We start from the raw sequence: 23528 nt of genomic DNA, 5'->3' as shown, positions 1-23528 counted from the left end.
CAGGCGGCCGTCTGGCACGCCAACCTCCCGCACCTATTCCACTTCAGCAATAAAGAGCGGCGCCTCTCCTCAGTCGGCGCCGCTGTTTTCTCCTGGGGTTGTAGCTGCTGGCCATGGGGCCACGGCACCCGGCTTACTCGCGCGGAATATTCACATCAAACAGGGCGCGCACGAATTCGCGGCTGTCGAAGGGCTGCAGGTCGGCCGCGCCCTCCCCCACCCCAATGAACTTGATAGGCACGCCCAGTTCCCGCACGATGGGCACCAGAATGCCGCCCTTGGCGGTACCGTCCAGCTTGGTCACGATCACGCCGGTCAGAGGGGTGGCCTCGTGGAACTTCTTGGCCTGCTGCAGGCCGTTTTGCCCGGTCACGGCGTCCAGCACCAGCCACACCTCGGCAGGCTCGCCGGGGTCGGCCTTGTCAATCACGCGGCGCACCTTTTTCAGCTCTTCCATCAGGTTGTGCTTGTTGTGCAGGCGCCCGGCAGTGTCCACGAACAGCAGATCGGTGCCCCGGGCCACGCGGGCGCTCGCTCCGTCGAAGGCCACCGCAGCGGGGTCGCCGCCGTCCACGCCCTGTACCACCGGAATGCCCAACCTCTCGCCCCACACGCCCAGCTGCGCGCCCGCCGCCGCGCGGAAGGTGTCGCCTGCCGCGAACATCACGCTCTTGCCCCGGCCCCGGTAGTACTGGCCCAGCTTGGCAATGGTGGTGGTTTTGCCCACGCCGTTCACGCCGATCACCATGACCACATGGCCCTTGGGGTCCACGGAGCTGCGCCGGGCATCCGGGGTAAAGCCCAGCTTGCGGAACTCGGCGCGGCGGGCGTCGGGTTCCAGTTGCAGCGTCAGGGCGTCCATCAGGGCCTGCTGCAGGTTCTTGCCCTCGCTGGCGCGGATGTCTTCCAGAATCTCTTCAGTGGCGGCGCGGCCCACGTCGGCGGCGATCAGGGCGTATTCCAGGTCCTCAATGGTCTCCAGGCGATTGGAAAACACGTCGCGCACATCGGTGCCCAGGAAACCGGCGGTGTCGTTGATCTGTTTGCGGGTCTTGCTCAGCCCGTCGCGCAGGCGCTCCAGCCAGCTCACGCGCGGACCCCGGGGAAAGAGGCGGTCTTGATCATGGCCCCACCATAGCGCCCAGCCCGCGAGCAAAAGGCCCGGAAGCGGTGCAGGGCGGCGGTACAAAGAGGCGCTGCGCCGCGCGGCAGAGGTTGATCCAGAACCCAGGTGAGTCGAAGGCAAGGGGCAAGCGGACTCGCAGAGCAGGACCGCAGACTCGGAGCGCTCCGCAGGAGAGAACACAAGAACAGACGGGGCGGCGCCGATGGCACAGCACCCCTGTGCTCTCCCCACTGTTCTTTGGCATCAGAGGCGGCCCGTCTGAAGCTGAGCGAGTGCCAAAAAACGAACGTCCCGCCAGAGGTGGGGGCGCGTCATTCGGTTTCAGGTCACCTCACGCAGACCAGTTCAGGGCGGTGCCGCTGGTCCAGTGCCCTGCGCCTCTCTGAGCAGCAGCAGTTTGATGCCACCCAGCCGGGCGCGGCTGAAGGCCCCCTTGCCCAGCACGCGCTCACCGCAGGCCAGGACCGGCACATCGTCGCCGTGGCGCTCACGCAGCTCCGGGTTCCCGTCCACATCTACCGCGTCGTAGGCAAAGCCCAGGGCGTCCAGTCCCTGCGCCGCCAGTTCGCAGAGGTGGCAGCCAGGGCGGTGGTACAGGGTCAGGCGGGGCAGCGGCACAGGATCACCAGCTCAGGCGGGCTGCAGGGCGTGGGGGCGCGCCAGGATGGTCATGGCCTGCACCGGGGCGTACATGTCGCAGGAACTCAGCAGGTCGCCCGCGCCCGAGTAGGTGCGCAGCACCTGCCCGCCCTGGCGCACGGCGTACAGCTGCCCTTCGGGGCCAATCTGCAGCAGCCACGGCGCCTCGGTGGGCTCGCCCACCAGCGTATCCAGCGGAAAGGTCAGGCCCGGGGTGCCGTCGGCCTCGATCTTGCGCACCTTGCGAGCCACGGCGTCCACGATGTACACGGCGCCGAAGCTGTCCACGCCCAGGCCCTCCAGGGGGCGCAGGTTGTCGGTGGTGCGGTCCAGGCGGAAAGCGTAGCGGCTGAGGTACTCGCCCTGCGGGGTAAAGCGCTGCACCTCGTTGGTGCCCACGTCCAGCACATACACGTGGCCGTCTGGGGAGGCCACGATGGCGCGCGGTTTCTCAAACCGGCCCAGTCCCTGCCCCTTGCCCCCGAAGCGGCGCACGAAGCGGCCCTGGGTGTCGAAGACCACCACGTGGTGGGCCTCGGCGTCCAGCACGAACACCTGCGATTCGGTGGCGGCAATCGCCACAGGCTGCAGCAGTTCGCCGTCGTTCAGGCCGTAGGGCCCAAAGCTCAGGAGTTCCTTGCCGCCCGGGTCGAGTTTGCGCACCAGCGCGCCCGCCTTGCCCTGGCGGTAATCCAGCAGGGTCACGTACAGGTGGCCCTGGGGGTCACTGGCCATCGCGTTGGGCGCGCCGGGCATGCCCCCCGTCGCCGCCGACTGGTCGCGCAGGCTGGCGCGCAGCTTGCACTTCAGGTCCAGCAGGCGCACGGTGCCGCGCTTTTCCTGCACGCTCAGGGCCAGGGCCACGGGGTCGTTAAAGGCCTCGTCGCTCAGCACGCCCGCGTCAATGCGCGCAATCACCTCGTCCAGGGTGGGGCGCTGGGCAGGGTCTTTCTCGATCATGTGCAGAATCAGGTCGTTGAGCTTGCCGGGCACCTCCAGGCGCACCTGCTTGGGCGGCTTGGGCGACTCGAACACCTGCTGGTGCACCACCGCCTCGTAGCTGCCTTTGAAGGCGGTCTGGCCGGTCACCATCTCGTAGGCCAGCAGGCCCAGCGAGTACACGTCGCTGCGGGCGTCCACGCGGTTGCCCTTGGCCTGTTCGGGGGCCATGTAGATGGGCGTGCCCACCCGCGCGCCGGTCATGGTGAGGCGGGTGAGCACCTTGCCCACCGCGATACCAAAGTCCATCAGCTTGACCCCGCCCTCGCGCAGCACGTTGTCGGTAAAGGCGTTTTTCAGGATCATCACGTTGGCGGGCTTGATGTCGCGGTGCACCACGTTCTGCATGTGAATGTGGCGCAGGGCGTCGGCCAGGGCGCGGATAATCTGCGTGCCTTCGGTAAAGCTCAGGGTGCGGTTTTCCAGCAGGGACTCGAGGCTGTCGCCGTCCAGAAACTCCATGGCGATGTAGTGCTCGGGGTCCTGCATGCGGTAGTCGTACACCCGCACGATGTTGGGGTGGCTAAAGCGCTTGAGCACCTCGGCCTCGCGGTAAAAGCGCTTGACGAACTTGGCGTCGGCGAGGTACTTGTCCTGCGGCACCTTCAGGGCCACGATGCGGCCGTCCTGGCGGCGCCGGGCGCGGTACACGCTGCCCATGCCCCCAATCCCAATGCGGTCGAGCACCTCATAGTCCTGAAAGCGCAGGTCCGCCGAGGTCTGGGTCAGGGTGCTGCGCCGGGCGGCCAGGGTGGGGTTGGCGGTGCGCTGCACGCGCACGGGACGGCCCCGGGCGTCGCGGGGGCCCCGGTGCAGGCTGGGGGTCAGCACCCGCCCCAGGCGAAACGCGGCGGTGGCCAGCACAAAGGCGGCCACGCTCAGCACGCCCTGGGCGCGGCCCAGGCCCGCAACATTCAGCGCGCCCTGGGCCCCGCCGCCCAGCGCCAGCGCCGCGAGCAGCAGGGCCAGCACCCCCACCACGCCGGCCGACACAAACGCCAGCACACGCTCAGGCGCGCGCACCGAGAGCAGCAGCCCCACGATGAACAAGGCGCCCAGCAGCAGCCACGTCACGCCGCGCCGCCGGGCAGGGGAAGTTGAAGGGTCGGCTTCATCCTCTTCAGTTATACAGGGCGGCCCTTGCGCAGAACTTACATGGCGCGCCCTGGCCACGGCACGCACCCCGGGGCCCCTGCACAGGGGCGGGGCGGCGGGGCATACTGAAACAGATGGCGCGCGCACCTTCCCCTGTACCCTGCCTGTGGCCGGGGCCCTGCGCGGCGGGCCGGCCCCTTCTTGGCCCCGCCTGCGGCCGGGGGGCGCCGTGAACCACTGGGCTGAACTGGTCGAACTGTTTGAATACAAGATTGCGGACGTGCTTGAAGGCCGCACCCCCCGCGGCGGGCGCCGCTCGGTGACTGAACTGCGCGAAACCCTGCTCTCGGCGCCGCTGGAGCCAGCGCTGCTGCGCCGGGTGATGGAAACCGACCGGCTGTTTCGCGGTGCCAATGGGCGCGCGCCCAATCCGCACCGGGGCCGCCCGGCCCCGCAGACCCACCCGGGCTGGGAGGCCCCGGTCACGGCCGACTCGGAAGAGGCGCGCGCCTGGGACGAACTGCAGACCCTGCTGTGGCACCAGCACGTCACCGCGCGCCTGCAGGAACTGGCCGCCCACTGGCAGCGCGACGCCACCCTGCAGCGCCTGCGGGTGCTGTACGCCGTGGTGGAAAACGCCGAGCGCGCCGGCAGCGCCCAGCCGGTGCCGGTGCCCGAAGCCAACGACCCCCTGATGGACCTGCACGACCCCGAGGTGAACCAGGCCATTGCCAGCGCCCTGGGCACCCTGCTGTACACCGAGGCGGGCCGGGTGCAGGTGCGCGCGGCGCTGTCGCAGGTGCAGGCCGAACCCTTTCCGCGCCACCCCGACGAAGACGTGCTGGCCGCGCGCATTGCCGCCGCTGAGCGCGAGCCGCTGTCGCCCGAAGCCAGGGACGCCCTGATTCGGGCGCTGAAGGCCGAGTACCCCATGCCGCGTGACCCCCGCGAGCGCTCGGTGATTCGCGTGGCGGCGCGCGAGGTGGCCGACCAGCTGGAGCCGCTGCTGGACAGCGCCCCCAAGCGGGCCCTGGGCGCCGTGCCGCACGGCAGCGTGCTATACGCGCAGCACCCTGCCAACGCCATGCGCGTACCCGACGACGGCGCCGATAAACTCATCATTCATCTGCGCGGGGCCCAGGCGGCGCACTGGCGCGGCCTGGACCTGCGCTGGCAGCCTATTGGGCCCAACTGGCAACTGCAGGTGGGCGGACAGGTGGCGCTGCTGCGCCCGGGGCTGGGGCCGCTGGAGCGCACGCAAAGCCTCTCGCTGCCCGGCACCCGACTGCGCCTTTTTCTGAGCGGCGCGTACCTGCTGCTGCACGTGGACAGCCACGCCGCCGTGGAACTGGGCCGCCGCGCTTCGCTGGCGCGCGCCGTGTCGCTGCTGCTCGACAGCCAGGAATCGTTCGGCTACCTGCGCCTGGCCCGGGCCGCCGCCCAGTTGCTGCGCGGCGGGCCCCTGAATGCCGAGGCACTGGGCCCCGCCAGCGCCGGCAAGTACCACGCCGCCACGCCAGACGTGCTGCTGGCCTTTGCCCGCAAGGGCGTTGAGACCCTGTGCGTGCGCCTGGAGCGCACTGAGCCCACGCAGGCGGCCTCAGCCTTTGCCGAGGCGGCGGCGCAGCTGGGCCTGCACCCGTTGGCGGCCGAGCGCCTGCACGCGGCGCTGCACGCGGCCCTGCACCGGCCCGAACCCCTGCCCGATCCCCGCAGCGGCGAGCGCTTTGAGCTGAGCCCTGGCCCCTTCCTGAGCGTGCACCTGGGCGACGACCCGGTGACGCTGGACGCGGGCGCGCGCGCCGTGACCCTGCGCCAGGACTACAAGGGCGAACTGGTGGTGGTGCTGCCGGGCCTCGCGCCCATGATTCTGCACGACCTGCTGGTGGTGCGCGTGCCGGACCTGCACCTGCTGCTGGTGCGCCACGGCGCGTGGCTGGCCGCCGCCACCGGCCATGATGAAGCCGTGCCCACCCTGGCGCCGGGGGCCAGCACCCACGCGCCGCCCCACTGAGGGCAGCCAGGGCCGCCATACGGCTAAGCGTCCCCATCCCTTACCATGATCGGCATGCTGGCGTCCCCCCCACCCGCCTCTGCCCTGGCTGTGCTGATCCCCGCGTTCAACGAGGCCGACACGGTGGGCACGGTGGTGCGCGTGGCGCTGGAACTGACCCCGCAGGTGATCGTGGTGTCCGACGGCAGCACCGACGGCACCGCGCAGGCGGCCCATGAGGCCGGGGCGCAGGTGGTGGACCTGCCCCAGAACGCGGGCAAGGGCGCGGCGCTGCTGGCGGCAGTGCAGGCCGCCACGGCTGACACGGTGGTGCTGCTGGACGCCGACCTGACCGGCCTGACCCTGGCCCACCTGCAGCGGCTGTGCGCCCCGGTGCTGAGCGGCGAACTGGACATGAGCATTGGCGTGTTTGAGGGTGGGGGCTTCGTGACCGACTGGGGCAACAAGCTCACCCCGCACCTGAGCGGCCAGCGCGCCTGCCGCCGCGCGTGGCTGCTGGGCGTGCCGGACCTGGGGGCCGAACGCTGGCCCGAACCCGCCATCACCCAGCACCTGAAAGCCACAGGCGCGCGCTGGGCCTACGTGGAACTGCCCCATGTGGCCCAGGTGGTCAAGGAAAAAAAGCGGGGCTTCTGGCGCGGCGCCCAGGCCCGCACCAAGATGTACGCCGCCCTGCTGACCTACCGTGCCCGCCGCCGAAAGTAGAGGCGCTGGCCGCGTTCAGCCAGCGCACGCAGGCTTCGGACTCTGCCTGAAGCACTGGTGCAGGCGGATTGAACGGTTCAATAGGCAAGCCTCGATGGACACGGCGTTTTCATTCCCTCGCGCGCGCTACCCCACCCGGTCTTCACGCCACAGCCGTTTCCCAGGACGTGAACCGCTGCCCGCCTCAGCCCTATTTCACCAGATCAATCACGCTGCCGTCGGCGGTTTCATAGCGCACCACGCCCACGGTGGGCACGAAATAGGTGGTCTGCACGCTCAGCTTGCCAGCGGCGGTGGTTTCGGTGCGGATCTTCAGGGTGTTGTATGCCCCCGCCGACGTGCGCAGGGGCGCCACCCCCACCACGGTGGAGCGCTGGCGCAGCCCCGCCGTCACGCCTGTCCAGGTCTGCCCCGGGCGCAGCGGCCCCGGGGGGTAAATGTTCAGGGGCGGGGTGTACCACGTCAGGCGACCGCCCGTGTTCACGCCGCGCAGCCACACGCTGCCGTCGGCGCGGTGCTCCAGCAGGTCCTGGGTAAAGACCGTCTGCCCAAACTGGTGGCTGACCGGCGTGACCGACACGCCCCGGTGCACCACGGGCGCGCCCACCACCTGGGTTTCGCCGCTGCTGTAGGTCCAGCGCATGCCGGGGCGCTTGGGGTAGTAACTGGTGTCCACCGCCAGGGCGCCCGCCAGCGGCAGGGGCAGCAGCAACAGAAGAAGGTGGGCCGGGCGCAGGGCGATCATCGGGCTTCAGGGTAGCGGCTTTGGACGGCGTGGGGGGTGGGCGGGGTCGGGTCCCACGCGGCGGGTCGCCACGGATTCGCGCAGCATCAGTTCCTGGCGCGGCGTAAAGGGCGGGATGGCCTCGCCGCGCAGCCGGGCCAGCACGGCGCGCGCCAGCCAGCGGCCCATCTCGGCCATGGGCTGGCGCACCGAGGACAGCGGCGGCGTGGTGTACGCCGAGCCCGGCAGGTCGTCAAAGCCGATCAGCGACAGGTCCTCGGGCACGCGCAGGCCCAGGCGGTGCAGCGCCAGCCGGGCGCCGTAGGCCATCTGGTCGTTGGCGCAGAACACGGCGGTCAGGCGGGGGCAGCGCTGCCAAAGCCGCTGCATCCCAATAAGCCCCGACAACTCCTGAAAGTCGCCCGCCACCACCAGCGAGGGCTGAAAACGCAGGCCGCAGTCCTCCAGTGCCTCGCGGTAACCGGCCAGCCGCTCCCGGGCGTCGGCATGGTCCGGCGGCCCGCTGATGTGCCCGATCACCCGGTGCCCGCGCCCCACCAGATACGTCACAAGGTCACGCGCCGACTGCCGCTGGTCCAGCGCGATAGACACCCCGCCCCAGGCGTCCAGGTTCACCACGCGCCCCAGCACCCCCACGGGCACCTGCGCGGCCACCGCCCGAATCTCGGCGTCGGGCAATTGGCCGCCCAGCAGAATCAGGCCCTCCACCCGGCGGCCCAGCAGCAGTTCCACGGCATGTTCTTCCTCGCCGGTGCGCCAGTGCCCGCTGATCATCAGGGGCGAGTAGCCGCTGCCCATCAGACCGCGCTCAATGCCGCTCAGGGCGTCGTTGTAAAAGGGGCTGGCAATGTCCGGCGTCAGCACCCCGATAATGCCGGAGCTGCCCGTGGCGAGGCTGCGCGCAAAGGCATTGCGCGTGTAGCCCAGTTTCTCAATGGCCCGGCGCACCTGCGAGGCCTTGTCATCGCCCACGCGGGCGGTGCCGTTCAGAATGCGCGAGACCGTGCTGGGCGACACCCCAGCCTCGCGCGCCACTTCGGTGAGGGTAACGGCACGGGTCATGGCCGCCGCCCCCAGGAGTGGGGCCGCACTGGCGCAGCTTGATCCATACGCCAGTGTAAATGAAAGCGCTTTCAGATGCTAGGGCTAGAGGGCGGGGAGAGCGTGCCGGCGCAACAGGACAAGCTGTTCCGCGCCGAGGCCAGGGGCGGGTGCTGATAGAGCAGGAAAAGGCTGAGGGAGGGGGCTCCACATGCGAGAAGCGCCCTCCCCCATTCACTCCTCGCCCCAACGACGTGCCTTCGCGGCTCTAGAGCAGTGGACACAAAGATGATGTTGGTTTTCGACCCTCTCCCCTCGTGGGATTCGAAGAGCGGCGGCGCACAGAGGGCATAGGGGTGAGGGGGTGCTTTGGTCAACCGCTCTAGCGCACTGTGCGACTGCCTGCGAAACCGCGCTCAGGGCCCCTGACGCTCCGGCAAGACTCAACAACCGACGCGCCCCACTGGCCGAGCGTCCGAAACTGCAGCGCCCCAAATATTCGCTCAGGACAGCTTCTTTCGCTTCGTGCGCTGCGGAAGCCCTGCTCACTCCACTGCGCCAACACCCTTGCCAGAGGCTGCCCTGCATGTCTCCAGCCCCTCCACCCCGGCCCTCAATCCTGATCGCGGCCCAGTTCGTTGCCGCGCCGGGTGGCCTGCACCACCGCTTCAATCAGGCCGCCGCGCACGCCCGCTGCTTCCAGGGCAGCCAGCCCGGCAATCGTGGTGCCGCCGGGGCTGGCCACCTCGTCTTTCAGCAGGCCCGGGTGGGCGCGGCGCTGCAGCAGTTCGCCGGTCGCCACCAGCAGCTTGGCGGCCAGTTCGTTGGCCAGCGGGCGGGGCAGGCCCATGCGCACGCCGCCGTCGGCCAGGGCCTCGGCCACCACAGCGGCGTAGGCGGGCCCAGATGCACTCATGCCGGTAAAGGTGTTGAACAGGTGCTCGGGCAGGTCGTAGGTGTCGCCCACCGCGCCGAAGAGGGTGCGGGCAAAAGCCAGATCGCCGGCGTCGGCGGCCTCGCGCGGGCCGGCAATGGCGGTCTGGCTCAGGCCAATGGTGGCGGCGAGGTTGGGCATCACCCGCACCACGCGCTTGGTACCCAGGCGCCGCGCCAGGGCGGCCACATTTACCCCGGCCATCGTGGAAATGTACCCGGCGTTTTCCTGCGCCAGCCACTCGGCGGCTTCGGGAAACACGCGCGGCTGCAGGCTGATCAGAATGCGCTCGGCGCGCCCCAGTTCGGCCGGCGCGATCACGCGGGTGCCGGTGCGCGCGGCAATCTCCTGGGCACGCGGCACGTTGGCGTCCAGCAGGCCAATATCGGCAGCCGGCAGCACGCCGCGCGCGGTGACCCCCTCCAGCAGGGCCAGACCCAGTTTTCCCACTCCAACAATGGCGAGCTTCATCCCGGTCAGTATAGGTGCGGCCCATCCCCCGCCCGGGGCCCGGCGTGCAGACGTGCGGGGCGCAGGTACACTGCGGGGCGATGCTGGTGTACCACCTTCCCGGAACCTTCGACACGCGAGACGACCACCTGGACCTGCTGTGGCAGGCGGGCGCCACCGGCCTGGAGGAGCGCGCGGGCGTGATCCGCGCCTACTTCGACGAGGAAACCGAACTGCCTGAGGCCGTGCGTGACGGCGAGTGGCGCCAGGAAGCCGACCAGGACTGGCTGGCCGAGTTCAAGGCGGGGCTGCGTCCGGTGCAGGCGGGCCGCGTGACCATCGTGCCGCCGTGGCTGCGCGCCGAGGTGCCGGGCACGCAGGTGCCGCTGATCATTGAGCCGGGCATGGCCTTTGGCACCGGCCACCACGCCACCACCCGGCTGGCCGTGGAGGCGCTGGGCGAACTGGACCTGGACGGCCGCACCGTGCTGGACGTGGGCACCGGCAGCGGCGTGCTGGCGATTGCGGCGGCGCTGCTGGGCGCGCGCTACGCCCTGGGGGTGGACATTGACCCCATCACCATTCCGATTGCCTTTGAAAATGCCGAACTGAACGGGGTGCCAGCGGGCCGCGCGGCCTTTATGGAAGGCACTCTGGGCGATGATCTGCCCGGCGACGTGGTCGAGGACGGCGTGTACGACGTGCTGGTGGCGAACCTGTACGCCGAACTGCACGACCTGCTGGCGGGGGCCTATGTCTCGCACCTGCGTCCGGGCGGCCCGCTGATCCTGACCGGCATTCTGCTGAGCAAGCTGCCGCTGGTGCGCGCGGCGCTGGACCGCGAGGGCTTTACCAAGGTCACGGTGCGCGAGGACGGCGAGTGGGCGCTGGTGACGGCCCGCGCGGGCGCGTGAGCGCGGGTCTGCCCCGCCACCGCCTGCGGGTGACCGCCCTGGCGCCCACGATGGTCCTGGGCCCGGGCGAGGCCCGGCACCTGCACGTGCTGCGCCTGCGCCCCGGGGACGAGGTGCGGGTGTTTGACGGCCAGGGCCACGAGGCGCGCGCCACCCTGGCCGAACTGGACGAGGGCCGCGCGGTGCTGACCCTGGGCGAACCGGTCAGCGGCGCGGCCGAAACGCCCTTTCCCCTCACGCTGGGCGCCGCGCTGCTCAAGGGCGACAAACTCTCAGATGTGGTGCGCGCCGCCACCGAACTGGGCGTGGCACAGGTGCAACTGCTGGTCACCGCCCGCGCCGATGTGCGCGACATTGGGCCACAGAAACTGGAGCGCCTAAACCGCGTGGCACAGGAGGCCAGCAAGCAGTCGCGCCGCGCGGTGGTGCCCCCCGTACTGGCCCCGGTGCCCCTGGCTGCTTTTCAGCCGGCCGGGCAGGTGCTGGTGGCGCAGCCGGGCGCCGCTGCCCGCGTGGCCGAGGTGGTGGCGTGGCACGCGCCTTTGACCGTCATCACCGGCCCCGAAGGCGGCCTGACCGAGGCCGAGGTGACCGCCCTGAGCGCACGCGGCGCCCACGCCGTGACCCTGGGGCCCCGCATCCTGCGCGCCGAAACCGCCCCGGTGGCGCTGCTGGGCGCCATTGCGGCGCTGGGGCAGTAGGGGCCAGCAAAGGGCACTGGGCCTTTCCTGAACCCCGGCTGCCCTACGCGCTCAGGGCAGTCGGCACCAGCTGGCGCCAGGAATGCACGCTGCCCACCTGGGCGGTCACAAAGCGTTCCAGGGCGCGCCAGAGGGCCGGGCGCTGCTCGGCGCTCAGGGGGTGGGCCATACTCTCGCGCACGGTGCGCCGGACCACGCCCTGCAGGAAATCCAGGGCCTCGGGGGGGTAGGCGGGAAGGGCGGCGCAGCGTGCACACAGCAGCTGCCCGCCCAGGGGGTCGGGGTGGGCCGGTTCGGGGGCGCCGCAGCGGGCACAGCGGCCGGTCTGCGGCACAAAACCTGCCAGGGCCAGCAATTTGTAGCTCATGACCAGCGCCACCCACTCGGGGTCAGGCTGGTGGGCCACGCCGCGCAGGGCGCCGGCAAACAGCTCAAAGGCCTGCTCGCTGAATTCGCCTTCCTGAAACAGGGCGTCGGCAAATTCGGCCATCAGGTGGGCAAAGGCGTAGCGCCCCGGCTGGGCCAGGGTGGGCAGCGCGCCTTCCAGCACCGCCTGCTGCACCGTGGCCAGATCGTTGCCGGGCGTCTGGTAAATCTGCACGCCCACATGGTGAAAAAGGTTCAGGCGGCTGGACAGCGGCCCGCGCACCCCGCCGCGCGCAATGGCCTTGAGTTTGCCCTGCGGGGTCAGCAGGGTCACGATGATGTCGCCCGCCGGGGTCACCCGGCGCCGAATCACGATTCCACTGCGGTTGGCGCTGCGCGACCTCACGCCGGGCAGTCTAGCGCCGCGCCTGGGGCTGGGGCTGTGCCTCTGTCCACCTTCGGCCCGGGGAGCGGCCCCTACACTGCGGGGCAATGAGCGACTCCCCGCGCCGGAAATCCGAAGACCACAGCGTGCAGGACTTGCTGCGCGAACTGTTTCCAGACACCCACCGCGAACTGTTTGGCGCGGCCCCGGGCCAGCACCAGCCCCCCACCCTGGGCCTGTACGAGGTGGCCGACGGCCGCCTGGCCCTGGTGCACGGCGATCAGCTGGCGGAATTCACGCCGCTGGACCCCAAGGGCGCGCGGGCGCTGCACTGCGACCTGTGCCACTACACCCGCAGCCGCAGCGAGGCCGCCCTGTACCGCGTGCATGTGGCGGCGCGGCGCACGCGCTACGTCACGCTGTGCCTGGGGTCGGCCGCCTGCGTGACGCGGGCCGGCGAGCGCGGCCTGCTGAAACTGGCCGAGCGGATTTTTCCCATCGAGCCCATTGGCCCAGACGAGCGGTAAAGCTCCTGGGGGCGCAGTCGCCTGCCCCAACCAAAGTCAGAGGCACCCCCACGCGGGAGGTGCCTCTGCAGAAGACTGGGGCTTACCAGCGGTCGTTGCGGCGGTTGCCGCCGCCGGCGCCACCGTACTCGCTCACGGGGGCAGCCTTGGTCACGACAATGTTCTTGGCCTGGGGGCCCTTGCCGCGCTGACCTTCTTCGATTTCAAACTCGACTTCGTCGCCTTCGTTCAGCTTCTTGAAGCCGCTGGCCTGGATGGCGCTGAAGTGCGCGAAGACGTCGGGGCTGCCTTCAGTCTGAATGAAGCCGTAACCCTTTTCCGCGTTGAACCACTTTACTTTGCCTACTGCCATAATGCACTCCTTAGCTTTCAAGGGCGATCCGGGACGCTCAGAATCTGCCTGCGCGCCCCTTCTCTATGTGCGTACCCAGGAAAACTATGAGAGCAGTTTAGGGGGGGACCGCCCAGGCCAAACGTGCCCCGAATTACTTTTGACCGCCTGCGGGGAAACGTTAAGGCCACTCACCTTGTCCTGGGACGCGCCTGCCCCTAGCGTCAGGACATGGACGCCCTCTGGCGCGAGAGTCTGGAACAACTCGGATTACTGACCGGGTTGCTGGTGGCGGCGGTGCTGAGCGGCCTGATCGGCTGGGAACGGGAGGCCCACCGCGCAGGGGCGGGGCTGCGCACCCACATGCTGGTAGGCGTCAGCGCGGCGCTGTTCGTGGTGCTGGCCGAGGCCCTGATCCGGCAGTTCGGCAACGACAATACGGCGGTGCGCTTTGACCTGGTGGGCGTGCTGGCCGCCGTGGTCAGCGGCGTGAGCTTTCTGGGCGCGGGCACCATTTTTTCATCCGGCAAGGGCGAGCGCACCCGGGGCCTGACCACCGCCGCCAGCCTACTGGCGACCGCCGGGGTGGGTGTGGCCTGCGGCCTGCATCTGTACGTGTTTGCCCTGGGCGCCACGCTGCTGTTCCTGTTCATCCTGCGCCCACTGCATCGCCTGGCCGAAGGAGCGAACCGCTGAGCAGAGGTGTCTGTTTCATCTTGAGGACCAGAGGCAGCGGCCCAACTCTGCGTGCGCCACCGTTCTCCTCACTTCTAACCGAGCCCACGAACGTTTTTCCGTCCCCAACCCCAGAGCCACCCATGAAGGGCAGGTGCGCCACTCCCCATCTTTTGCTCCTGAATATTGTATACAATATCCACAATGACCTCGTTTGAACGACCCACCCTGGTGCGCGACGGTGTGTATGACCACCTGCGCCGCGCCGTGCTGGACGGCGATATCGCCCCCGGCGAGCGGCTGGGCGAGGTGGAACTGGGCCAGCAACTGGGCGTGTCCCGCACCCCCATCCGCGAGGCCCTGATGCGGCTGACCCAGGACGGCCTGCTGGTGGCCGAGGCCAACAAGGGCGTGCGGGTGCGCCTGCTCAGCGCCGCCGAGGCCCGCGATACCTATGTGGTGCGCGAGGAACTCGACGGCCTTGCGGCGGCCCTGGCGGCCGGGCACCATACCCCCGCCGACGCCGTGGCCCTGCGCGCCGCCCTGGCCGAACTGCACGCCGCCCCCGCCGACGACTACCGCGCCCAGACCCGGCTGGACCTCGCCTTTCACCGGGCCATCACGCACGCCGCGCACAACGCGGCCCTGACCCCTCTGGCCCGCGATCTGGAACAGCGCGTGGCCCTGATCAAGCACCAGACCCGCACCTACAACGCCCACCCGCAGACCGATGCCCAGCACGCCGCGCTGCTGGACGCCATTCTGGCGCGCGACGGCCACGCGGCGCGGGCAGCGGCCCGGCTGCATGTGCGCACCTTCGCCGCCCTCGTCCTGAGTGACCTAGGAGAGAACCCATGATTGACCAGATTTACCGCAAGGCCGTCCTGACAGTGGCCGGCCAGAAGACCGTTGAAGACCTTGTGCGCGCCCGGGGCTGGGGCATGGCGCAGCGCTTCGTGGCGGGCGAAACGCCCCAGACCGCCATCTCGGCCGTGCAGGAACTGCACAAGGACGGCATTTTGGCCAACCTTGACCTGCTGGGCGAGTTCATCGAATCGCCCGAGCAGTGCACCGCCTTTGCCGACAACGTGCTCACCATGATCGAGGCGGCGTATGCGGCCGGCATCACGCCGTACGTGAGCATCAAGCTGTCCAGCGTGGGCCAGGGCAAAACCGTGGGCGGCGAGGACCTGGGCCTGAGCAACGCGCGGCGCATCATCGGGCGGGCGGGGGGCTACGGCGGCTTCGTGTGCCTGGACATGGAAGACCACCCCCGCGTGGACCAGACGCTGGCCCAGTTCCGGCAGCTGGTGGGCGAATTTGGGCACGGGCATGTGGGCACCGTGCTGCAGAGCTACCTCTACCGCAGCGAACAGGACCGTGACGGCCTGGACGACCTGCGCCCCAACCTGCGCATCGTGAAGGGCGCCTATCTGGAACCCGAGACGGTGGCCTACCCCGACAAGGCCGATGTGGACGCCGCCTACCGCCGCCTGGTGTACGCGCACATGAAGGCCGGCAACTACGTGAACGTGGCCACCCACGACGAACAGCTGATTGATGACGTCAAGATGTTCGCGCTGGCGCACGGCATTGCGAGGGACGCCTTTGAGTTCCAGATGCTGTACGGCATCCGCCGCGACCTGCAAAAAGCCCTGGTGCAGGAGGGCTACCGCGTGCGCGCCTACATCCCCTATGGCCGCGACTGGTACCCCTACTTCAGCCGCCGCATTGCCGAGACGCCGCGCAACGCGATGTTCGTCATTCGCGGCATGCTCAAGGGCTAGGGCGCGCTTGAATACGGCCATGTCCCTGCCCGCTGTTCATCCCCGCGCCATCAGTGGCCTGCGCAACTTCTTTCACGACTACTTTCAGGCCGTTCGGGAACTGGAGCTGGACCAGACGCCCGAACAGCGCCGGCACCTGCCTGAATTCTTCCTGACCTTCAGCGGGCACAGCATGCCGCCGCTGACGCTGCATGTCTACCCGGACGGCGCGCTGACCAAGCCCGGCGAGGAAGAGGCCGGCGCCGCCCTGGACGACCTGGAGGACAAGATCCGGCCGCTGTTCTCCTACCGGCTGGACCCCCATGTGCGCGGCACCATGCACGAGATCAGCGAGCGCGAGGGCATGTATCAGGCGTTTCAGCGGGGTGGGCAGACGGTGTACCTGCACCCGGCGGCGCTGCGGCAGCTGGCGCAGTTGCCGGTGGCGCGGGACGCTTACGGCGTCCTTCATCTGACGCTGCTGTGGCTGCACCTTGGGGGGTTTGCCTTGCTGGCGCTGGGCCTCCTGACCCTTGCTGAAGGCGGATTCCTTGAAAACCTGCTGATTACTGGCTTTTACGGGATGTTCTTCCTGATTTCGTATGTTGTGCTCACGCTGCCACTGCGGCTGCCCGCCGTGCAGAAAGCCCTGACCGGCGGACGCCAGCGCGCCTTCGCGGCCATTGTGGCCGATTGCCAGCCGGTGGGACGGCGCGCCCTGGACGAGCACCTGGCCGCCGAGGTGCCCGCCGGGGTGCTGACCCGCCTCAATGCCCTGCCCGAACGCCGCCCCGAGCCGCTGGACGTGCTGATCCGCGACGAGTGGCGTCTGGGCGAACTGTGGGACCTGGCCCACCAGGCCGCGCACGACCTCGCCAAAGTGCCCGAAAGCAGCCCCGAGTTCCCCCGCCTGACCGCCCAGACCGAGGCCCTGCTGGACGACGTGGTGCAGGCCTTTGCCGCAGCCCAGCTGCCCGAGCCCGAACAGGCCACGCGCCTGAACGCCCTGCGCGAGCAGATCACCCGCCATGCCCAGGCGCTGGGGGTGGGCCGCCAGCCCCGCCTGGCTGAGCCTGCCCCGGCCAGCCCCAGGCGCTGAGCCCTGACCCAAGGAGAGCCCATGACGGACCCCCGACCCACCCCCCATCCCCCACCGGACCTGATCGGCGTGACCGGCGCGCCCGGCAACGTGGGCACGCCGCTGGTGCGGGAACTCTTGCGCCGGGGCGCGCGGGTGCGGGTGCTGGCCCGCCGCCCGGAGGTGGCGCGGCAGGCCCTGGCCGATGTGGCGGCCCAGGTGGAGTTTGCCCCGCTGACCTTCGGGGAGCGCCCCACCTATGCCCGCGCCCTGCAGGGCCTGGACCGGCTGTTTGTGCTGCGCCCGCCGCAGCTGAGCCGCGTGACGCGCGATCTGGTGCCCGCGCTGGACGTGGCCCTGGGAGCCGGGGTGAGGCACTTTGCCCTGCTGTCGCTGCAGGGCGCCGACCGCCTGACCGTCACGCCACACGCGCAGCTCGAAGCGTACCTGCGCGGCACCGGCGCCGACTGGACCTTTCTGCGGCCCGGCTTCTTTCTGCAGAACCTGAGCACCACCCACCTGCCCGAACTGCGCCGGGGCGAGCTGGCCGTGCCCGCCGGCCAGGGCCGCACCTCGTTTGTGGACGTGCGCGATGTGGCGGAAGCGGCGGCCGTGGTCCTCACCGAGGCCGGGCATGCGGGCCGGGCCTATGAACTGACGGGCCCCCAGGCGCTGACCTACGGCGAATTAGCTGAGGTCTTCTCGGGGGCGCTGGGCCGCCCTGTGCGCTACACCAACCCCTCGCCCCTGGCCTTTTTCCGGCTGCTGCGGGCGCGCGGCGTGCCGCCTGCACAGATTCTGGTGATGGAAGCCATCTACGCCACCGCCCGCTTTGGCCTCGCTGCCCACGTCTCGCAGGACCTGCCCCAGCTGCTGGGCCGCCCGGCACGCACGGCGCAGGACTTCGCCCACGACCTTCCCGCCCTGCTTCAAGGAGACACCCCATGATCAAAGTTCAGGACTACCGCCCGCAGAGCTTCATTGACTTTACCCAGCCCGAAAACGTGGCCGCGTATCAGACCGCGCTGAAGAAGGTGCGCGCCGAACTGGTGGGCAAGCACTACCCCCTGGTCATTGACGGCGAGCGGGTGGACACCGCCGAGAAGCTGCAAAGCCTCAACCCCTGCGACACCAGCGAGGTGGTGGGCACCACCGCCAAGGCCACCATCGAGGACGCCGAGCGGGCCCTGCAGGGCGCCTGGAAGGCCTTTGAGGGCTGGAAGAAGTGGGATATGGACGCGCGGGCCCGCATTCTGCTGAAAGCCGCCGCCATCCTCAAGCGCCGCCGCCTGGAAGCCTGCGCCCTGATGAGCATTGAGGTGGGCAAGAACTACGCCGAGGCCGATGTCGAAGTGGCCGAGGCCATTGACTTTCTGGAGTATTACGCCCGCTCGGCCATGAAGTACGCGGGCTTTGGCAGCAGCGAAACCACATGGTTTGAAGGCGAGGAAAACGGCCTGATGTCCATTCCGCTGGGCGTGGGGGTCAGCATCAGCCCCTGGAACTTCCCCTGCGCGATCTTTATTGGCATGGCGGCGGCGCCCATCGTGGCGGGCAACTGCGTGCTGGTCAAGCCCGCCGAGGACGCCGGGCTGATTGCCGGCTTCATGGTGGACATCATGCTCGAAGCCGGGCTGCCCGCCGGGGTGCTGCAGTTCCTGCCCGGTGTGGGCAAGGAAATCGGCGAGTACCTCACCACCCACGCGGGGACCCGCTTCATCACGTTTACCGGCAGCCGCGCGGTGGGCCTGCACATCAACGAGGTGGCGGCCAAGGTGCAGCCTGGGCAGAAGTGGATCAAGCGCGTGGTCATGGAACTGGGCGGCAAAGACGCCATGATCGTGGATGAAACCGCCGATCTGGACGTGGCGGTCACGGCCGCCGTGCAGGGCGCCTTTGGCTTCAACGGCCAGAAGTGCAGCGCCATGAGCCGCCTGATCGTGGTGGACGAGGTGTACGACGCGGTGGTGAATGCCTTCGTGGAGCGCGCCCGCGCCCTGAAGGTGGGCACCGGCGAGGAGAACGCCAACGTCACGGCCGTGGTGAACCAGATGAGCTTTGACAAGATCAGCAGCTATCTAGAGTTGGCCCCCAGTGAGGGCACGGTGCTGCTGGGCGGGCAGGCCCCAGGCGAGTGCGGCGGCAAGAAGGGGTACTACATCCAGCCGACCATTGTGGGCGACGTGGAGCGCGGCGCCCGACTGGCGCAGGAAGAAATCTTCGGGCCAGTGGTGTCGGTGCTGCGCGCCAAGGACTGGCAGGACGCGCTGGCTATTGCGAACTCGACCGAGTACGGCCTGACCGGCGGGGTGTGCAGCAACTCGCGCGAGCGGCTGGAACAGGCCCGTGCCGAGTTCGAGGTGGGCAACCTGTACTTCAACCGCAAGATCACGGGCGCCATCGTGGGGGTGCAGCCGTTTGGCGGCTACAACATGAGCGGCACGGATTCCAAGGCGGGCGGCCCGGATTACCTGGCGAACTTCATGCAGCTCAAGACCGTCACCGAGCGCTGGTAAACTACCCTTCCTGCCGATGCTGGGCGGCCTTCCGGGCCCCCAGCGTTTTTTTGGTGACAGCATAGCCACCTCTCCCGGCCGACGGAAAAGCCAGCCACAAGGGGCTAGAGCATCACGTTCTGCTCCCAAATGATCGGGGCCGACGTATCTCTTCACAGGAGTAACCTGAGCCCCCAGCCCACCTTTTTCCTCGAAAGATTCATCGTACGCCGCCGGACGCGGGGGCGTTGCCACAATTCAACGCCCAGTCAGCCTGTGATCAGGTTCGGAAGCGCACCCATACCTCTGTTTTGGCTTGTTTTACACCCAGGCCAGAGCAGACTAGACATGCTGCTGGCGGGGCGTGAACAGCACTCTAGTATCCGCTCCAACATTTCCGTTCTGCTTTGAGTTGGTGTCTGCCCCGCTGCCGCTTCCCAGGCCGCGCGGCGCGGTTCATGTCCCTGACCTGTGCCGCGCCGCGTTCGCCCGGGAGCACCGCCCTATTTTTTCCCTATTTTCTGGAGCCTTCATGACCCACGCACGTTTCCTGCTGGCCGCCACCCTCGCCCTGACCCTCGCCGCCTGCGGGCAGCAGACCACGCCTGTGGCCGCCGCCCCGGGGGCAGGCGCACCCGCCGCCGAGGCGATTGCCGGGGCCTACCTCGTGGGGTTCAAGCAGGAGGCCGTGAGCGCCCAGGGTCTGAGTGCCCAGGCCCTGGAAGCCCAGGCGGCGCTGCAGGCGCAGGCCATTGCGGCGGCGGGCGGCACCCTGACCAGCCAGTGGGCCGAAATCAGCGCGGCGGCCGTGAAGCTGGACAGCGCCGCCCTGGCCCGCCTGAAGGCCAACCCCCTGGTGGAGTACGTGGAGCCCGATCTGGTGCGCCGCGCCATGGGCTTTAAAAGCGGCGTGACGGACAGCAAGGTCTCGGCGGGCCTGAGCGCCCAGGCCGTGACCGGGCAGGCCCTGAACGCCCAGGCCCTGTACAGCGCCAGCGGCGAGTACACCTGGGGCGACAACGCCCTGCGCGTGCAGAACCTGCGCGCCAGCAACTACACCGGGGCCGGCGTGGCGGTGTGCGTGGGCGACACCGGCATTGACGGCAACCACCCCGAGTTTGCCCGCAAGCTCAAGGGCTTCAAGAACTTCGTGACCACCGAAACGGGCCGCAACGACCCCTACCAGCTGAACGACGTGTCGCACCACGGCACCCACGTCTCTGGCACGGTCTTTGCGCAGCTGGGCGCGGGCACCGGCGCTGCTGGCCTGCAGAGCGGCATGGACAGCAACGGCGTGGTGGGCGTGGCGACGGGCGTGAACCTGTACATGGCCCGCGTGCTGGGCAACGACGGCTCGGGGTCGTCAAGCGGCATCATCAACGGCGTGAACTGGTGCGCGGGCCTGCTGAAAAGCCAGGGCGGCACCGAGAACAAGGTGGTCATCAGCCTGTCGCTGGGCGGTGGCCGCGCCAGCCAGACCGAGCAGCGCGCCTACACCAGCGTGTACAACAAGGGCGCCCTGACCATCGCCGCCACCGGCAACGACGGCGCGGCCGTGTCCTACCCCGCTGCCTACACCAACGTGGTGGGCGTGGGCGCCGTGGACAGCAACCTGCTCAAGGCCGACTTCAGCAACTTCGGCACCCAGGTGGATCTGGTGGGCCCCGGCGTGGACGTGATCAGCTCGGTGCCGCTGGGCCAGGGCACTCGCGCCAGCGCCTCGGGCGGCGGCGTGACCTTTAGCGACGTGAAGTCGGCGGACCTGAGCGCCAAGGCCACCTTCAGCGGCAACGTGGTGGCGGCGGGCGGCACCAACAACGAATTCTGCGGCGTGGGCGTGCGCAACGCGGCCCTGAGCGGCAACATCGCCCTGATTTCGCGCGGCACCTGCTCCTTTGAAGAGAAGGTCGCCAACGCGGCGGGCAGCGGCGCCAAGGCCGTCATGATCTACAACAACGCGGCGGGCGCGCTGGGCCTGAGCCTGACCAACAGCTACACCATTCCGGTCGTGGGCATCCTGCAGGCCGACGGACAGGCGCTGCTGGGTAAGCTGCCCACCACGGGCACGGTCGCCGTGACGGGCGCCGATTACGAGTCGTACAACGGCACCAGCATGGCCACGCCCCATGTGTCGGCCGCCGCCGCCGTGGTCTGGGCCGCCAAGCCCACGCTGACCAACGCGGGCCTGCTGAACCTGCTGACCAGCACCGCCAGGGACCTGGGCACCGCTGGCAAGGACAACAACTTCGGCTTCGGTCTGGTGGACCCCCTGAAGGCCATAACCGGCCAGTAAAGCGCCCACAACCCTCCCCGCCGCTGGCCCCTGACCGGGCCGGGGCGGGGTTCTGGTTGTTGGGGAGGCAGACAGAGGGCGCAGCCCCCGACCCCCCGTCCTGGCTCGTGAGATTGACAGAAAAGGGCGGTGGCGCCTTGAAGGATTCAGCGATGTGTGGGCGGCGTCAAAGCTCGTCGTGAGGAACGGAGAATGGCTAAACGCCCTGCCTCCGAGTGAAGCCCCCTGAGTCAGTTCCTCTCCTTCTGCTGGGCAAGCGGCCCAAGTCGCCTCTCGCCGTTGCCCCTGCCCCTCCCGACCTCTGCTTAGGGCTCTCCCCTGTTGCCCGCTGGCACTCGCGGCACCACGCCCTGCGCAATGGTCCACCAGTCCAGGCGGTTGCCGTCCTGCACCAACAGGCGGCCATCCGGGTCAAAGGTGGTCTGGGGCAGGGGCACGCCAAAGCCGCAGCCGCCCCGGCGGGCATACCCACTGGCCAGCCCCGGGGGCGTGGGCAGGCGCTGGGCCGTGAACAGGTCGGCCAAGGCGAAGCCGTACAGGCCCCAGCCGCAGCCGTCACCCGTGCTTTCTTGCAGCAGCGCGCGGCGGCCGTCGCCCCGCAGGGCCGCCAGGGTCCAGCCGCTGTTGGGGTCGCGGGTGGTGGGCGCCATGTTCAAAGTGGGCCCCGCCTGCCCGCTATGCAGCGCCACCCGCCAGAACTGTGTGATGACTGGGTCGCTCTGGCTATTTGGGTGCTGGCTCCAGAGCGCCGCCGAGCGGCCGTCAGCCGCCGGCCACGCTGAGAGGCTGCCCCGGCGCCAGGGGGTTTGCCACAGCACCGGGCCGCCGGGCTGCTGGGCACTCAGGCGTTCGCGGTGGGTGGCCTGGGGGCCGCCCTGGTCCGCTGTGCGGGTAAGAAGGACGCTAGACAGCGGAAACACGGTGCCAGCCGGCAGAGGCAGCGGCGTGCCGTTCAGGCGCCACGCCCGCACCTCGCCGCGCGCCTCACTCTGGGTCCAGGCGCTCAGGGCCTGGCCATCCGGCGTGAAGGCGAGGGCCACCACAGGCGCTGAGGCCTTCCAGCGCCGCAGCACCTCGCCCCGGGGGCCGTGCAGGCGCACGTCCGGGCCCTGGGCAGCGGCAAATCGCCCCCCATCCGGGTGGGCGGCCAGGGCCGTTGCTCCCAGAGGGCTAAGGGTGCGCAGGCTTCCCTGCTGCAGCCGCGCCACCCGGCCGGCGCCGCCGCCCCCCTGCAGCGCCAGCAGCGCGCGCTGCCCAGCCAAGGGCACAGCCGCCGCCACCGCCTCACCCAGCCCAAGCACCAGGGTGCCGTCCACCGTGCGCCGCACCTCGGGCACGCTGCCGCCCCGGATGGTCACAAAGCGCTGCCCATCCGGCGAGGGCCAGAGGCCGCGCAGGCCCAGGTCCGGGGACAGCTGCCAGCGGCGTTCGCCGTCCGGGCGGTGCAGGCTCAGCCACTCGCCGGGCTGCACGCCGCCGGTCTGGTCGTCATGCAGCGGGGCGGCCAGCAGCCAGCCGGCCGGGGTCCAGTTCAGGCGCGCGGGGGTGCCCGACAGCACGGGGCCCAGGCTCAGGCGCCGCAGGCTATCCCCTGCCCACAGCAGCAGGGCGGCGCGGCCGTGGAGGCCCCAATCAGTCTGGGGTTCCACGACCAGCACGGCCGCCTGCGTGCCCCCAGCGTTCAGGGCCAGCGCGAGGACCCGCCCGGGTGCCGGCAGGGTGCGCGTCCGGGTGACGCCGCCGGCCGTCCAGGTGAGGGTGCGGCCCTCGGCGCGCAATGTTGCGGCCCCGGCGCACACCTGGAGCACCCGGCGGCTGGAGGGACAGGGCGGTGGCGGTGCACTGGCCCCACCCTGCAGCTTCAGGGTGTAGGACAGCGCGGCGGGCTGGCCCTGGCGAAAGCTCCGCGCTTCCAGTTGCAGCGCCCCACCCTGGGTCCCGTTCAGGCGCAGCGCGGTGGTCGGCCACGGGCCCGCGTCCGGCAAGGCGGCGGGGGGCGCGAGGCGGCGGGTGCCCAGCAGGGCGCCGTCCCCCACGCGCCAGTGGTTCAGGACCCGGGTGGTGTCCAGGGTGTACACCTGCGCGCCGTCAGCGGACCACGCGGCCCCGCCGCCCAGCTCTTCGGTGGCCGATTCAGGCTGCCCGAAGCTGCCCAGGGCATGCCCCGGCACGGTAAAAGAGGAGGACAGGGACGCGGCAGCGGCGGGCGCGGACAGCAGGAGGACGGTGAGCAGCGTGCGCATGCGGGG

General features: G+C 69.8%; 21 protein-coding genes. 12 read left to right on the top strand and 9 right to left on the bottom strand.

Translation table 11 applies throughout. The features are described from left to right. Window positions 1–133: 133 nt before the first annotated feature. The 3 genes from ftsY to K7W41_RS00570 form a co-directional block, all read right to left on the bottom strand. Window positions 134–1090, bottom strand: coding sequence for a signal recognition particle-docking protein FtsY (gene ftsY, locus K7W41_RS00580; RefSeq protein ID WP_224603679.1), 957 nt, complete (start codon window positions 1088–1090; stop codon window positions 134–136). A gap of 381 nt (window positions 1091–1471) precedes the next feature. Beyond that, the gene (locus K7W41_RS00575; protein WP_224603677.1) at window positions 1472–1744 is read right to left on the bottom strand and encodes a glutaredoxin family protein; all 273 of its coding nucleotides are present in this window, start codon (window positions 1742–1744) and stop codon (window positions 1472–1474) included. A gap of 12 nt (window positions 1745–1756) precedes the next feature. Next, window positions 1757–3838 carry a protein kinase domain-containing protein gene (locus K7W41_RS00570; RefSeq protein WP_224603675.1) on the bottom strand — a complete coding sequence of 694 codons (2082 nt, stop codon included), beginning with the start codon at window positions 3836–3838 and terminating at the stop codon, window positions 1757–1759. A gap of 250 nt (window positions 3839–4088) precedes the next feature. Here K7W41_RS00570 and K7W41_RS00565 point away from each other — a divergent pair, with 250 nt between their 5' ends. Both K7W41_RS00565 and K7W41_RS00560 read left to right on the top strand, forming a co-directional pair. Continuing rightward, entirely contained in the window at window positions 4089–5873 is a 1785-nt protein-coding gene (locus K7W41_RS00565; RefSeq protein WP_224603673.1) for a hypothetical protein, read from the top strand. A 54-nt stretch (window positions 5874–5927) separates the two neighbouring features. Next, a complete protein-coding gene (locus tag K7W41_RS00560) occupies window positions 5928–6578 on the top strand; it encodes a glycosyltransferase family 2 protein (RefSeq protein ID WP_224603671.1) in 651 nt (216 codons plus the stop codon). A 190-nt stretch (window positions 6579–6768) separates the two neighbouring features. Here the strand turns inward: K7W41_RS00560 and K7W41_RS00555 are convergent, their stop codons facing one another. The 3 genes from K7W41_RS00555 to proC form a co-directional block, all read right to left on the bottom strand. Then, window positions 6769–7323, bottom strand: a complete 555-nt coding sequence (locus K7W41_RS00555) for a hypothetical protein (protein WP_224603667.1) — start codon at window positions 7321–7323, stop codon at window positions 6769–6771. Window positions 7324–7329: 6 nt separating this feature from the next. Then, window positions 7330–8385 carry a LacI family DNA-binding transcriptional regulator gene (locus K7W41_RS00550; RefSeq protein WP_224603664.1) on the bottom strand — a complete coding sequence of 352 codons (1056 nt, stop codon included), beginning with the start codon at window positions 8383–8385 and terminating at the stop codon, window positions 7330–7332. 592 nt (window positions 8386–8977) lie between these two features. Next, a complete protein-coding gene (gene proC, locus K7W41_RS00545; RefSeq protein ID WP_224603661.1) occupies window positions 8978–9769 on the bottom strand; it encodes a pyrroline-5-carboxylate reductase in 792 nt (263 codons plus the stop codon). Window positions 9770–9849: 80 nt separating this feature from the next. On the opposite strand from proC, the gene K7W41_RS00540 reads away from it, so the two are divergent. Together K7W41_RS00540 and K7W41_RS00535 are read left to right on the top strand one after the other, a co-directional pair. After that, the gene (locus tag K7W41_RS00540; protein ID WP_224603658.1) at window positions 9850–10662 is read left to right on the top strand and encodes a 50S ribosomal protein L11 methyltransferase; all 813 of its coding nucleotides are present in this window, start codon (window positions 9850–9852) and stop codon (window positions 10660–10662) included. Then, the gene (locus tag K7W41_RS00535; RefSeq protein ID WP_224603655.1) at window positions 10629–11363 is read left to right on the top strand and encodes a 16S rRNA (uracil(1498)-N(3))-methyltransferase; all 735 of its coding nucleotides are present in this window, start codon (window positions 10629–10631) and stop codon (window positions 11361–11363) included. Before K7W41_RS00540 ends, K7W41_RS00535 begins: the two co-directional genes overlap by 34 nt. 43 nt (window positions 11364–11406) lie before the next feature. Here the strand turns inward: K7W41_RS00535 and recO are convergent, their stop codons facing one another. Continuing rightward, entirely contained in the window at window positions 11407–12135 is a 729-nt protein-coding gene (gene recO / locus K7W41_RS00530) for a DNA repair protein RecO (RefSeq protein ID WP_224603653.1), read from the bottom strand. Window positions 12136–12221: 86 nt separating this feature from the next. On the opposite strand from recO, the gene K7W41_RS00525 reads away from it, so the two are divergent. Continuing rightward, on the top strand, window positions 12222–12641 hold the full coding sequence (locus K7W41_RS00525) for a hypothetical protein (RefSeq protein WP_224603651.1): 420 nt from the start codon (window positions 12222–12224) through the stop codon (window positions 12639–12641). A gap of 82 nt (window positions 12642–12723) precedes the next feature. On the opposite strand, the gene K7W41_RS00520 is transcribed toward K7W41_RS00525, so the two are convergent. Continuing rightward, window positions 12724–12993 carry a cold-shock protein gene (locus K7W41_RS00520; protein ID WP_221088658.1) on the bottom strand — a complete coding sequence of 90 codons (270 nt, stop codon included), beginning with the start codon at window positions 12991–12993 and terminating at the stop codon, window positions 12724–12726. 210 nt (window positions 12994–13203) lie between these two features. Between K7W41_RS00520 and K7W41_RS00515 the strand changes: the two genes are divergently transcribed. The 7 genes from K7W41_RS00515 (at window position 13204) to K7W41_RS00485 (ending at window position 21279) form a co-directional block, all read left to right on the top strand. Then, a complete protein-coding gene (locus K7W41_RS00515; RefSeq protein WP_224603649.1) occupies window positions 13204–13668 on the top strand; it encodes an MgtC/SapB family protein in 465 nt (154 codons plus the stop codon). A 183-nt stretch (window positions 13669–13851) separates the two neighbouring features. Further along, entirely contained in the window at window positions 13852–14505 is a 654-nt protein-coding gene (locus K7W41_RS00510; protein ID WP_224603646.1) for a GntR family transcriptional regulator, read from the top strand. Continuing rightward, a complete protein-coding gene (locus K7W41_RS00505) occupies window positions 14502–15434 on the top strand; it encodes a proline dehydrogenase family protein (RefSeq protein ID WP_224603645.1) in 933 nt (310 codons plus the stop codon). Before K7W41_RS00510 ends, K7W41_RS00505 begins: the two co-directional genes overlap by 4 nt. Window positions 15435–15453: 19 nt before the next feature. Then, on the top strand, window positions 15454–16512 hold the full coding sequence (locus tag K7W41_RS00500) for a hypothetical protein (protein ID WP_224603643.1): 1059 nt from the start codon (window positions 15454–15456) through the stop codon (window positions 16510–16512). A gap of 21 nt (window positions 16513–16533) precedes the next feature. After that, the gene (locus tag K7W41_RS00495; RefSeq protein WP_224603640.1) at window positions 16534–17439 is read left to right on the top strand and encodes an SDR family oxidoreductase; all 906 of its coding nucleotides are present in this window, start codon (window positions 16534–16536) and stop codon (window positions 17437–17439) included. Further along, the gene (gene pruA, locus K7W41_RS00490) at window positions 17436–19007 is read left to right on the top strand and encodes an L-glutamate gamma-semialdehyde dehydrogenase (protein ID WP_224603638.1); all 1572 of its coding nucleotides are present in this window, start codon (window positions 17436–17438) and stop codon (window positions 19005–19007) included. Before K7W41_RS00495 ends, pruA begins: the two co-directional genes overlap by 4 nt. A gap of 511 nt (window positions 19008–19518) precedes the next feature. Continuing rightward, window positions 19519–21279 (top strand): S8 family serine peptidase, encoded by a 1761-nt coding sequence (locus K7W41_RS00485; protein WP_224603635.1) that lies wholly within the window; start codon window positions 19519–19521, stop codon window positions 21277–21279. A 305-nt stretch (window positions 21280–21584) separates the two neighbouring features. Here K7W41_RS00485 and K7W41_RS00480 read toward each other — a convergent pair whose 3' ends face one another. Continuing rightward, window positions 21585–23522, bottom strand: a complete 1938-nt coding sequence (locus tag K7W41_RS00480; RefSeq protein WP_224603632.1) for a hypothetical protein — start codon at window positions 23520–23522, stop codon at window positions 21585–21587. Window positions 23523–23528 lie beyond the last annotated feature (6 nt).

Source organism: Deinococcus multiflagellatus (genome assembly GCF_020166415.1).
Lineage (GTDB): Bacteria > Deinococcota > Deinococci > Deinococcales > Deinococcaceae > Deinococcus > Deinococcus multiflagellatus.
This window is presented reverse-complemented; position numbering and strand designations above follow the sequence as displayed.

Excerpts from the sequence above, each read along its gene's own strand:
- K7W41_RS00560 (WP_224603671.1), top strand. The coding sequence starts at position 5,928 with ATGCTGGCGTCCCCCCCACCCGCCTCTGCCCTGGCTGTGCTGATCCCC.
- K7W41_RS00555 (WP_224603667.1), bottom strand. The coding sequence starts at position 7,323 with ATGATCGCCCTGCGCCCGGCCCACCTTCTTCTGTTGCTGCTGCCCCTG.
- K7W41_RS00550 (WP_224603664.1), bottom strand. The coding sequence starts at position 8,385 with ATGACCCGTGCCGTTACCCTCACCGAAGTGGCGCGCGAGGCTGGGGTG.
- proC (WP_224603661.1), bottom strand. The coding sequence starts at position 9,769 with ATGAAGCTCGCCATTGTTGGAGTGGGAAAACTGGGTCTGGCCCTGCTG.
- K7W41_RS00540 (WP_224603658.1), top strand. The coding sequence starts at position 9,850 with ATGCTGGTGTACCACCTTCCCGGAACCTTCGACACGCGAGACGACCAC.
- K7W41_RS00525 (WP_224603651.1), top strand. The coding sequence starts at position 12,222 with ATGAGCGACTCCCCGCGCCGGAAATCCGAAGACCACAGCGTGCAGGAC.
- K7W41_RS00520 (WP_221088658.1), bottom strand. The coding sequence starts at position 12,993 with ATGGCAGTAGGCAAAGTAAAGTGGTTCAACGCGGAAAAGGGTTACGGC.
- K7W41_RS00515 (WP_224603649.1), top strand. The coding sequence starts at position 13,204 with ATGGACGCCCTCTGGCGCGAGAGTCTGGAACAACTCGGATTACTGACC.
- K7W41_RS00510 (WP_224603646.1), top strand. The coding sequence starts at position 13,852 with ATGACCTCGTTTGAACGACCCACCCTGGTGCGCGACGGTGTGTATGAC.
- K7W41_RS00505 (WP_224603645.1), top strand. The coding sequence starts at position 14,502 with ATGATTGACCAGATTTACCGCAAGGCCGTCCTGACAGTGGCCGGCCAG.
- K7W41_RS00500 (WP_224603643.1), top strand. The coding sequence starts at position 15,454 with ATGTCCCTGCCCGCTGTTCATCCCCGCGCCATCAGTGGCCTGCGCAAC.
- K7W41_RS00495 (WP_224603640.1), top strand. The coding sequence starts at position 16,534 with ATGACGGACCCCCGACCCACCCCCCATCCCCCACCGGACCTGATCGGC.
- pruA (WP_224603638.1), top strand. The coding sequence starts at position 17,436 with ATGATCAAAGTTCAGGACTACCGCCCGCAGAGCTTCATTGACTTTACC.
- K7W41_RS00485 (WP_224603635.1), top strand. The coding sequence starts at position 19,519 with ATGACCCACGCACGTTTCCTGCTGGCCGCCACCCTCGCCCTGACCCTC.
- K7W41_RS00480 (WP_224603632.1), bottom strand. The coding sequence starts at position 23,522 with ATGCGCACGCTGCTCACCGTCCTCCTGCTGTCCGCGCCCGCCGCTGCC.